Raw genomic sequence first — 11,194 nt, 5'->3', positions numbered from 1 at the left:
GTCGTATTTACTACTTTACCAGAAAATTAATCTCTACAAATTAATATGGAATTGGGAGAGAACCGTATGCATGTTCGTTCATTTCAACTTGGTGATACCTCTTCGGTTAAAGAACTTCTAGAAGACGTTCTGTCGGAAACCTGCTATGAAGAGACGATTGAAGCCTTCGCTCGTCAGCTTTCGTGGGACACGGAGCTTGTTTTAATCGCTCAAGAAGAAGAGCAAGTCGTAGGCATGATTATCGGCACGATTGATAACAACAATGGCTACTACTATAGGATCGCAGTCGCAACAGCATATCAACGTAAGGGTATCGGCAAAGCTTTGATCGAGGCAATGAAGCAGCGGTTTCTCGGGCGGAATGTTAAGAAAATTATGGTAACGGTAGATGTGCACAATGAAATGGTGCTGCCTGTGTATGAGTCTGCTGGTTACAGTTCAAATGACTTTTCCAGAGCTGCTCACCGACTTAGCATTGTGAAAAAAGTAAGCGTCTAGGCTTCACTTGTTACTGGTAGGGAATGAAATAAGTTTGCTTATAGGGAGCATATCTGTGCCGCCATTGCAATTGGGGGTCAGATATGCTTTTCTAGTATAATAAGATGACGTTTCGGCAGCAATTTACAGAGGAGCTTGGAATATGGATAATTTCACGCCGTATGTGATAAAAAGCTTCAAACACGACGGGCATCTCCATCGCATGTGGTTGACCAATTGGCGAGTTCCTTCAAGTATGCTCCATGAAGAGCATCAGAAGCAGGGTATGCTTGTGTTCATTAATAGTCAGACAAAGATTCAAGAAGCGGATGGCAAAGAGTGGGTTAGCCGCATTCCAGGGGTTTCTTTTTTTATTCCGAAAATGTGGTTTAATATCGTTGCTCTTATAGAGGAGACTGGGGTACGCTATTACTGTAATGTGGCCTCTCCTTTGTATGTGAATCAGCAAATTTTAACGTATATCGATTATGACTTGGATGTTATCCGGTTGCCAGATCGAACGGTACATATTGTAGACCAAGATGAATACGAGCGTCATAAGCTCGGCTACCATTACTCGTCCCTTGTCGAAACGAAGGTAAAGGAGGGGCTTGCAACGCTGTTGGCGTTAGTGAATGAGGACAAGCCGCCTTTCCAAGATGACATGGTGATCTACTATTATGAGCAGTGGGAAAAGTATAAGAGCGGAGGCGGTTAAGTGAGCTTCTTTGTAGGGCGAGAAGATTCGAAAAGACAAGTTTCTACGCAAAGGTATGTTCATGAATCGAAAAGCTTCACGCACGAGCTGTGGGATTGGACGAAATCCATTCTCGTAGCTCTTCTTGTTGTTATCATTGTTCATCAATTCGGTTTCAATCTATCTACGGTGCGCGGTCACTCGATGGATCCGACGCTTCAAGAAGGCGAGTGGTTGTTCGTGAATAAAGCCATCACCTATTTGAAAGCACCGAGCCGGGGTGAAATCGTTATTCTTGAGGAGCCTGAGAAGTTAGCATTACCTCAGCACCCTTTGTTGGTCAAAAGGGTTGTGGCTATCGCAGGCGATGAAGTACAGAGCCGCCAAGGGGCGCTCTATGTGAACGGCGATAAAGTCACGGAGCCGTATGCAGATACGCCTATCGAAGATGGTGACTTCGGACCGACAGAGGTCGGACCGGGCCAAATCTTCGTAATGGGCGATAACCGGCATCAGGCAGCAAGCGCAGACAGCCGTATGTTCGGGGTCATACCGATCAGTCTCGTCCAAGGACGGGCTGACTTCGTGTTATGGCCGCTCGATATGGCGGGGAAGCTTTAAGTTCGTGTTCAAAAAAGTCCGGTTTTCAGCACCGAGAAGATTGAAAGAAGCTAGGAAATGAGGAGCGGAGCGTAGTGATAGCTACGTGAGCACCGGAAGTTCCGGCTGAATTCAATATTCGATGTCGAGTATGCTTCTTGGACTACTTCGTGATCAAAACTGGACTTGAGAGAGGTGAGCAGGTTGGCGGTTTCCATTCCTGACAGAACAGACTGGCGCAAGTTACAACAAGAGATCGTGGAAGCCGCACCCTCTCTTGGTATTGATAAGATCGGCTTCACTTCTGCGGAGCCGTTTCACGCATTGAAAGATATCCTTCTCCGCCATAGGGAGAAGGGCTTCGAATCCGGCTTCGAGGAGCCGGACATCGAGAAGCGGGTACATCCCGAGCTGAGCTTCGACGCGCCACGGTCGATCATCTCGATCGCCGTCGCGTACCCGTCGAAGCTCTCGAACCCGCCCCGATCTGAGCCTGGGGCGTATCGGGGCATGATCTCGCGCTCCTCGTGGGGGAGCGACTACCACGACGTGCTTCGCGATCGGCTCGCGAAGCTGGAAGCCTTCATCGCCGAGCGCGTGCCGGAGGCGAGACTGCAGAGCATGGTCGACACCGGTGCCCTCGTCGACCGCGCTGTCGCCGAACGTGCCGGCATCGGCTGGAGCGGCAAAAACTGCGCCGTCATCACCCCCGAATGGGGCTCGTGGGTGTATTTGGGCGAAATGATCACGAACATCCCATTCGAATCCGATATAGGTATTATGGACCAATGCGGAGACTGCACGATTTGCATCGATGCCTGTCCCACAGGGGCGCTAGTCGGCCCAGGGCAGCTCAATTCGAGCCGCTGCATCTCGTTCATCACACAGACCAAGGGGTATGTGGATGACGAATACAAACGCAAAATCGGCAACCGACTCTACGGCTGTGATACCTGCCAGGTCGTCTGCCCGAAGAACAAGGGGATGAACTGGACGCATCATCCCGAACTGCAGCCTGACCCGGAGAAGGTCAAGCCGCTGCTCATTCCCTTGCTCACGATGTCGAACAAGGATTTCAAAGAGCAGTACGGGCGCATAGCAGCTTCCTGGCGCGGCAAAAAACCCATCCAGCGCAACGCCATCATCGCGCTGGGCAATTTCAAGGACCGCACGGCGGTGCCGGTCTTGAGTGATCTGCTGCGGAGCGATCCGCGCCCGGAGATCCGGGCTACCGCAGCGTGGGCGTTGGGGCGTATCGGCGGCGAGGATACTTTCGCCGCTTTAACTAATGCTGCTGCGGCTGAGCAAGAGCCGCAGGTGAAGACGGACATCGAGAAAGCCATAGCTGTACTGAACAGTCAAGCAGTGGCCATTCAGGAGGAATAAAATGAAACAACCGCAAGAAGCAGTCTTGCTCATCTATACCGAGATCGACTCGCCTATCGGTTCCCTCGTGCTTGTGGCATCCCCACAGGGCCTTTGCAAAGTCGAGTTCGGTACCTATGAGAAGAATCGAGAACAACGAGAGCAGTGGGCAAGTCGTTGGTATGGGGCGTTTGAGCTCAGCGAAAATGCGGAGCAGCTAGCACCCGTAGCTGAGCAGTTAACGCAGTATTTTAAGAGAGAACGAGAGAGCTTTGAAGGGGATCTGGATCTACAAGGAACAGATTTTCAGAAGCGTGTATGGCTGGCTTTGCAAACGATCCMTTATGGGGAGACAGCATCCTATAAACATATAGCGGAAGCGATTGGCTCGCCGAAAGCAGTTAGAGCCGTAGGGGGAGCGAACAATCAGAATCCCATTCCTGTCATCATCCCCTGTCATCGGATCATTGGCGCAAACGGCGATCTTGTAGGATATGGCGGGGGCCTTCCGACCAAAGTGCACCTATTAGATTTGGAACAACGATCATTGCTAACCTAGAAGTTCAACAACTACAACTTGTGGAGTGAATCCTATGAAATATGTGCATTTGGATTCGGTGGAGTCCGGTCAATTCCTGGGACGTACGATATATGCCAGCAATGGGGCTATTTTGCTTTCGGAGAATGTGCAGCTAACCGTTTTTATGATTAATACGCTGAATCGAATTGGCGTGACGATGATTTATATCAAAGACCCGAACCTAGAAGATGTGGAGATCCCAGAAATCCTATCGGATGAAACGAAGCGACTTGTCATGACACAGATGGGGCAGACGTTCGCGTCTATTCAGTCAGGGAAAGATTTCAACTCGCGCAACGTCAGCATGTCCATCAACACACTACTAGATGAGATTATGAAAAATCGTGATGTTCTCGTACAGTTGAATGACATTCGGACGCAGGATAATCAAATGTATATCCATGCCATGAACGTCTGTATGATGGCTGTACTCATCGGGATGAATATGGGGATGAATGCGACCCAATTGAAGGATCTCGCTATGGGGGCGCTTTTGCATGATATTGGGAAAGTGGAGCTGCTCACAGACGATGAATCGGAGGATCCGCGGCGACATCATACGTGGCGTGGGTTTGAGCTATTGAAGAATAAGCGTGAGTTCAATCTGCTCATTGCACATGTTGCCTTTCAGCATCATGAGGCTCTGAATGGAGAAGGCGTTCCGAGAGGGATCATGGGCGAAGATATTCATCTCTATGCCAAAATCACTGCCGTCGCCAATATGTACGACAACTTACTCTTTGATATGTCTGCAGGACGCCGCAAGCTGCCGCATGAAGCCTGTGAATATATGCTGGCGTTGGCGGAAACGAAGCTGGATCGCGATGTGTTGATTCAATTTTTGAAAATTGTTTCGATCTATCCGACGGGAACTTCGGTTCGATTGACGAATCGGGAGACTGGCGTTGTCGTTGGTCAGCATCGAGGACTTCCAACGCGCCCGATTATTCGGATTGTGAAGCAGGATGCCACAGATAAAGTGTTGGACATCAAAGAGATCGATCTGGCGAAGGAAACGACTTTATTCATTGAACAAGTTCTTTAATTTGTAAACCGTGGAACAGAAATGATATGATAGAACAAGCATTCTATTCTAACTATGTACAAGCAGGGGGCACAGGTTATGTGGAGTTATTTAATTCCCATTCTCACATTGATTGCAGGTTTGGTTGGCGGTTTCTTTATTGGTGTATTCTATTTGAAGAGACAGCTGGAATCCATGCAAAACAATCCTGAAATGCTAGCCAAAATGGCGAAGCAAATGGGTTACAACATGAATAAGCAACAATTGAATAAAGCACAACAGATGATGAAGAACCAAAATTTCAACCAAAAGCGGAAATAAGAAATAGGGTGGAGTGGTAGAGAAGATGGCATCCATCGATTATAAAAATGGATTAGTTGCAGAAAATCGCGAGCAGATTGAAGGGCATGTCCGTGAAATTTTGCGACTGATTGGTGAAGATGTAGATCGCGAAGGTCTGTTGGATACGCCAGCTCGTGTAACGCGTATGTACGAAGAGATTTTTGCAGGGTATGCAGCAGATCCTCGCGAAGTACTTGGTGTTACTTTTGATGAACAGCATGAAGAGCTAGTTATTATCAAAGATATCGTTTACTACAGCCAGTGTGAGCACCATATGGCGCCTTTCTTTGGCAAAGTCCATGTTGGTTACTTGCCAAGCGGTAAAGTGGCTGGTCTCAGCAAATTTGCTCGTTTAGTTGATGTCGTTACACGCAAGCTGCAAGTACAAGAACGTATTACCTCAGAAATTGCTGACATTCTATTCGATGTGCTTAAGCCGCATGGCGTCATGGTTGTCGTTGAAGGCGAGCATATGTGCATGTGCGCCAGAGGCGTGAAGAAATACGGCAGTCAAACCGTAACATCTGCGGTGCGCGGCTCTTTCCGTAAGGATGCAACACTGCGTTCGGAATTTCTATCATTATTAAAATAATAAGAGCACCGGGGAATGTGCACGAAGACAATGGTCTTGTGCATCATTCCCTTTTTTCAGTTGTGCACCAGGTTGGGCTTGTTGGGGAATGGAGAATATAGTATTCTTTTAAAAATATAATCCTTCTGCATCAGGGGGTCGAATGGTGACTATCGTACATGCTCTCGCATAAACTGATAGCAGTGTGAGGAATCGCCCCAGCAGCAGGATACAGGTAAGAACGGCGCCCTACAGCGCTAGAGGGCTAGAGGAGGCAAGCATATGAACAACATACGTAAATATCGGCCTGGTGAGGCAGCTTCCTCGAAATGGAGTGAAGAACGGGATGAATTTGAACGGGATTATGCAAGGTTGATTCAGTCACCAACTTTTCGGCGTCTACAAGGGAAATCTCAGGTGTTCGGGGCCGGTTCGGGAGATTACTATCGGACTCGTCTGACGCACTCCTTGGAGGTTGCACAGATTGCACGAGAAGTGGCGAAGCGTTTAGAGCGGACGAATCCCTTTTTGAGCAAAAGAGAGCACCCAGGCCTGATCATCGATCCGACCGTTGTCGAGTGCGCATCCATAGCGCATGACTTCGGTCACCCGCCTTTTGGACATAAGGGCGAAGAAGTGCTCAATCATATCCTGATGAGGGATCACGGCTTGAAATATGAGGGCAATGCGCAAAACTTCCGGATCCTCATGTTTCTTGAAAAACGAGCAGGCAGCGAGAGTGGCCTGGATCTGACGGCAGCTGTGCTTCTCGGTATCAACAAGTATCCTTTTTTGATCGAGGAAGAGGGGCGTCTCAAGGGTGTCTACGGGGCAGAGTGGGACGTCATTCAGGAGCTTCGTGACATTTGGAAAATGCCTGTCGGTTGTTCCACATTGGAAGCGCAATTGATGGACCTCTGCGATGATATTGCGTATTCTACGCACGATATCGAGGATGGCATTCGGGCAGGCAAAATTCAAATGAACGCTACCTTTTTCGAGGATCAACGATTGATTCGACATCTCGTGATGGAGATATTGAACGATCCCAATCAGCATAAATTCGGCTGGGAGCAAGTTGATATTGAGCAGATGGTGCGCCGGGTTCTGCATGATTATTTGGAGCAATGGGAGCTTATTTTTGCTGAGTGCAACCGCGAGGAATCACGGACGCGCAGAGAGATGAAAGCGCGCTGGGTCAGCTCCTTCGCCAGCCGTCTCGACATCATCGACGACACGGATCGCGGCTGGAAGAAGGTCGCCCTCGTCAAAGACGGAGCAGAGGATATGGATTTGCTTCGCACGATGGAGATCCTTAAGAAGCTGGCGTGGGTCACGCTGATCAAGGATTTCCGCGTCCTGCGTCTGCAAAAGCGCAGCGAGATCATCGTCGAGCGTCTCTGGGACAGCTTCATCGAAAAAGACAAAGGGCAATGGATCATCCCGCCCGACTGGATCGATAGCTACGAGCGGCGCAGCACGAATAGTAATTGGAGCTGGCCGCGCTTCGTCGCGGACTACATCTCGGGCATGACCGATGCGTATGCCGAGAAGGTATACGCGGAGTTGTTCGCGAGTAAATCGGGCTCGATTTACGAGATGGATTGAGTGGGCGTGCCCACTCAAGTTCTGTCTGCAAGTAGATGTGAGCGGGTGCTGGTAGCTACAAGTAGCCACAAGCACCAGGAAGTACCTTACAAGTAGCCACAAGCACCTCGCCACCTCTCTTCCACCAACCAGCCGCCGCTAGAGCGCAAATAGATGGATTATATACAGCTATTCAATCTAGTTTTCCTCATTTAGGAAGATTAGATGGATTTCCTGTAGCTAATTTGATGGTTTTAAGGGGAAATGGCGGAAACTGCAACATTTAGCTGTACTTTTTCCATTTAAATTCAAAAATCAACGAAATATGCCAAAATTAGCTGTAGGTTTTCCAGTTAAGTTGGCTGTTATGGGCATACATGGGGCACTTGGATCGAAGCGCATACGGAGTGTAATGCACAAGAGTATAGTGAGTCCAGGGTCTAAGTAAGGACCTAAGTAACTAGCTACTTTTCACTCACCACTAACCATCACTCAACAGTAGCCGCTTGTCACTTACCACAAACCGTAACCCACCAGTAGCCGCTTGTCACTTAACATAAACCGGAACTCACTAGTAGCCGCTTGTCACTTACCACAAACCGTAATCCACCAGTAGCCGCTTGTCACTTTACCACAAACCGTAACCCACCAGTAGCCACTTTTTACATACCACAACCCGTAACCCACCAGCAGCCGCTTGTCACTTACCACAAAACGTAATCCACCAGTAGCCGCTTGTCACTTACCACAAATCGTAACCCACCAGTAGCCACTTGTCACTTAACATAAACCGTAATCCACCAGTAACCGCTTCTCACTTACCACAAACCGTAATCCACCAGTAGCCGCTTGTCACTTACCACAAACCGTAACTCACCAGTAGCCGCTTGTCACTTAACAAACCCGTAACCCACCAGTAGCCGCTTGTCACTCACCACAAACCGTAATCCACCAGTAGCCGCTTGTCACTTACCACAAACCGTAACCCACCAGTAGCCGCTTGTCACTTAACATAAACCTTAACTCACCAGTAGCCGCTTGTCACTTAACATAAACCGTAACTCACCAGCAGCCACTTGTCACTTAACAAACCGTAACCCACCAGTAGCCGCTTGTCACTCATCACACCCCACCACCCACCAGCACAAATCCACCACCCCCGCCGCGTGCAAATAGATGGATTTAGTACAGCTAATCTAGCAAGTTTTTCACATTTAGGAAGTTTAGATGGATTTCCTGTAGTTAATTTAGCGGTTTTAAGGGGAATTAGCGGAAACCGCGACATGTAGCTGTACCTTTTCCATCTAAATTTAATAATCAATAAAATTAGTCAGAATTAGCTGTAGGTTTTCCAGTTAAGTAGCGACACAGGAGCATACGGTTGAGAGTTTGGCAGATTTGGCTGATGAGGGGTAAGCGTTGCTTGCCTCTTTTTCGTATAGGTTTGTATAGGCGTGCAAGCCGATAAAAGGCAAAAAAATACCGACCTCATCAGAGGTCGATTTTATAGGGAGGAGGGAATACCAGCGTTAACGTGCTCGGATGTGGCCGATGGTTCAATACTGCCGAGGAAGTCCATCGTGCGGCTCACATACGTTTTGGGCTCAGCGCGGTACAGAAGTTCATGCTGTGCGTTAGGGAGAATCCATAGCTTAGAGGCGGTATTGTGTTGCAGCTTGAACATAGCCTCGACTAAAAGATGAGGAGCCTTGTTATCATTTGTGCCATGAATCAAGAAGATCGGCATCTCATATGACGTTGTAGTTACTTTAGTGAAAGGCACGTCATGCAAGCTTACGCCATTAAGTAAAGGGAAGAATAAACGAACAAGTGGGAGAGAAGGGTATTTTGGCAGATGTACGACTTGATTCATATTTTGATAAAGGGTGTCTGAGTTCAGCAGAAATGTGCTGTCTAGGATCATCCCTGAAATATCTCCTTTTTGCTGTAGAGCAGTTTGTAAGGCAGTGCCTGCCCCCATGGAAAAGCCCCAAATAAAGATTGAACCACCAGTGGACTGTTTGATGTAATCAATGGCCCCAAGCAGCTCTTGGGATTCCTGAACACCGCCGGTCATGAGGCGACTACTTGTGGGATTCACGTAGCCATAGTCAAACATGAGAACATTATACTGCTTTTTATGAAGCTCGCGGGCTAAGGTGTACAAAGGAACCCATTCTTCTTCACGATTGCCGCCATAACCATGTGAGAAAATGACAGTTTTACTCGAGCCTGCTGCTGGGATGAACCAGCCATCTAAGTTGGATTTACCGTTTAGACTCGGAAACGAAATGTTCGTATAAGGAAGTCGGACAGCTTTCATCGGATTTGAATGTAGAGGCTCAATATGTGGCCTAGCCAAAGTCCAAGCAATGTAAGCGTGGAAGATGAGTACGACTGAGGTGCATAGAATTAATAAGGCTAAAAAAGATGTGGCGATTAGCTTTTTCCTGCGTAAAAAAGGTTGTGTAACCTGATCAAGAGTGGGTTGCAGCGATCCCGTTACAGGATGTAGTGTAGTAGTAGACATCGATGAAGCCTCCCTCCGTGAAGATGTGTATGTGAAATTTCGCTAGTTAGAGGTGTAAAATTGGAAGGGAGAGTTAATTGTTTAAATATTCTGATAAATATTTCTATAACTTAATATTATTCTGAATGCGCTTACAAGTCAATGTGGATGCGGCATTTGTAAGCCTATTGTAACGGTTCTGTAATAATGGGAAAAAGAGGTGTTTGACCTTTACGGTTCCACGTAGTTTCGTTATACTGAACATAACAAGGTTTCATATAGTGAAACAGTTTGGCTTATAAAGGTGGTGACTCTTCTATGGAAGATGGCAAGCTGACCGTGCGTGCTGTTGAGCGCGCTTTAGATATTATGCTTTGTTTCACGGGGGCGTCAGAATTGACGTTAACCGAAATTGCTACACGTGTGCAGCTTCACAAAAGCACCGTGCATCGCCTTCTCGCATCGCTTGAAGGCAAGGGCTTCATCATGCGTGATGAAGCGACGGATAAGTACAGACTGGGTTACCGGCTCTGGGAGCTCTCGGCTAACTTGTCCAAAGAGGGAGACCCCGGCATCATTCTGCTGCCGGAGATGGAACGGCTGCGCGATCAGCTCGGCGAGACGATCTCGCTGTACGTGCAGGACGGCCTGGTGCGCGTGCGCATCCAAGCCGTGCAGAGCAACCATGCCATTCGCCGTGTGGCCCCTGTCGGGGCGCGAATGCCGCTTTACGTCGGCGCCTCGAGCAAGGTGCTCGTCGCCTTCGCTGAGCCAGGGCTGCTGGAGCAGCTGCTAACCTCGGCCGACTGGCCGACAGGGTTAGACACGCAGGCGTACCTGCAGCAGCTCAGCGACACACGACGCGCGGGCTTCGCCACGAGCGTCGAAGAGCGCGAGCCTGGCGCGGCGGCTGTGTCCGCGCCGATTCTCGACCGCGGCGGCCGACTAGTGGCCGCCCTCGCGGTCTCAGGTCCAGCGAACAGGCTCACGCTGGAGCTGATGCAAGAGCAGGCGCCGACGATTATGGAGGCGGCGCGCCGGATGGGTACGATGCTGCGCTAAGCGGTATCGTTGGCCATCTTGCAGTACATAAGCAATCGCGGTGGTCTTATCTCGCGATAAGCCTCTGATCTAAGCAGTAATAAGCAAGGTAAACTTGCTTATTACTGCTTTTTCATTGCGCTGCCGCGCCCTGGCTCTCCTGTCCCGTGCAACCCGTACGGACCTCCTGCCCCCATCGTCCCATCGCATCCCCAATGTTGTTAGGATAGGTGAGGTGAGTGAGTGGGATTCCAGACGGGTGCTGCTGGCATGGGGAGAGCAGGGGGAGGCGTGGAGACAAAGCGGGGTTTAGAGAGAGTCTCTCCCCTTTCTCAAAAATGCAAAAATACAACCTTTTCTACTAATTTATGGTTGGAATTGACAAATGCGTGCAAATAGGC

At 49.0% G+C, this 11,194-nt stretch carries 12 protein-coding genes; 10 read left to right on the top strand and 2 right to left on the bottom strand.

The genetic code is table 11. The features are described from left to right. The first annotated feature begins 66 nt into the window (after positions 1-66). The 9 genes from AC1DLM_RS03055 (at position 67) to AC1DLM_RS03015 (ending at position 7,264) form a co-directional block, all read left to right on the top strand. The gene (locus AC1DLM_RS03055) at positions 67-498 is read left to right on the top strand and encodes a GNAT family N-acetyltransferase (protein WP_436233776.1); all 432 of its coding nucleotides are present in this window, start codon (positions 67-69) and stop codon (positions 496-498) included. 142 nt (positions 499-640) lie between these two features. Further along, the gene (locus AC1DLM_RS03050; protein ID WP_441990773.1) at positions 641-1,195 is read left to right on the top strand and encodes a DUF402 domain-containing protein; all 555 of its coding nucleotides are present in this window, start codon (positions 641-643) and stop codon (positions 1,193-1,195) included. Then, positions 1,196-1,795 carry a signal peptidase I gene (lepB, locus tag AC1DLM_RS03045; protein WP_441990772.1) on the top strand — a complete coding sequence of 200 codons (600 nt, stop codon included), beginning with the start codon at positions 1,196-1,198 and terminating at the stop codon, positions 1,793-1,795. It abuts the gene before it with no gap. 183 nt (positions 1,796-1,978) lie between these two features. Further along, positions 1,979-3,160: a tRNA epoxyqueuosine(34) reductase QueG gene (gene queG / locus AC1DLM_RS03040; protein ID WP_477569084.1), complete on the top strand. Its 1,182-nt coding sequence runs from the start codon at positions 1,979-1,981 to the stop codon at positions 3,158-3,160. Position 3,161: 1 nt separating this feature from the next. Then, positions 3,162-3,698, top strand: coding sequence for a methylated-DNA--[protein]-cysteine S-methyltransferase (locus AC1DLM_RS03035; protein WP_477569083.1), 537 nt, complete (start codon positions 3,162-3,164; stop codon positions 3,696-3,698). Between the two features lie 34 nt (positions 3,699-3,732). Beyond that, complete coding sequence (locus AC1DLM_RS03030) at positions 3,733-4,764, top strand: HD-GYP domain-containing protein (RefSeq protein WP_441990769.1); 1,032 nt, start codon at positions 3,733-3,735, stop codon at positions 4,762-4,764. Between the two features lie 78 nt (positions 4,765-4,842). Then, on the top strand, positions 4,843-5,064 hold the full coding sequence (locus tag AC1DLM_RS03025) for a YneF family protein (protein ID WP_056617548.1): 222 nt from the start codon (positions 4,843-4,845) through the stop codon (positions 5,062-5,064). 25 nt (positions 5,065-5,089) lie between these two features. Then, a complete protein-coding gene (gene folE / locus AC1DLM_RS03020) occupies positions 5,090-5,677 on the top strand; it encodes a GTP cyclohydrolase I FolE (RefSeq protein WP_171629464.1) in 588 nt (195 codons plus the stop codon). 261 nt (positions 5,678-5,938) lie between these two features. Next, positions 5,939-7,264 carry a deoxyguanosinetriphosphate triphosphohydrolase family protein gene (locus AC1DLM_RS03015; RefSeq protein ID WP_441990768.1) on the top strand — a complete coding sequence of 442 codons (1,326 nt, stop codon included), beginning with the start codon at positions 5,939-5,941 and terminating at the stop codon, positions 7,262-7,264. Positions 7,265-7,828: 564 nt separating this feature from the next. Here the strand turns inward: AC1DLM_RS03015 and AC1DLM_RS03010 are convergent. Together AC1DLM_RS03010 and AC1DLM_RS03005 are read right to left on the bottom strand one after the other, a co-directional pair. Next, on the bottom strand, positions 7,829-7,954 hold the full coding sequence (locus AC1DLM_RS03010) for a hypothetical protein (RefSeq protein WP_477569082.1): 126 nt from the start codon (positions 7,952-7,954) through the stop codon (positions 7,829-7,831). 793 nt (positions 7,955-8,747) lie between these two features. After that, a complete protein-coding gene (locus AC1DLM_RS03005; RefSeq protein ID WP_477569081.1) occupies positions 8,748-9,773 on the bottom strand; it encodes an alpha/beta hydrolase in 1,026 nt (341 codons plus the stop codon). A 297-nt stretch (positions 9,774-10,070) separates the two neighbouring features. On the opposite strand from AC1DLM_RS03005, the gene AC1DLM_RS03000 reads away from it, so the two are divergent. Next, a complete protein-coding gene (locus tag AC1DLM_RS03000) occupies positions 10,071-10,814 on the top strand; it encodes an IclR family transcriptional regulator (protein ID WP_056617559.1) in 744 nt (247 codons plus the stop codon). Positions 10,815-11,194 lie beyond the last annotated feature (380 nt).

This window comes from Paenibacillus sp. 01T442, from assembly GCF_056398345.1.
Note: the sequence above shows the minus strand (reverse complement) of the source record. Positions and strands in the feature narration are given on the sequence as shown.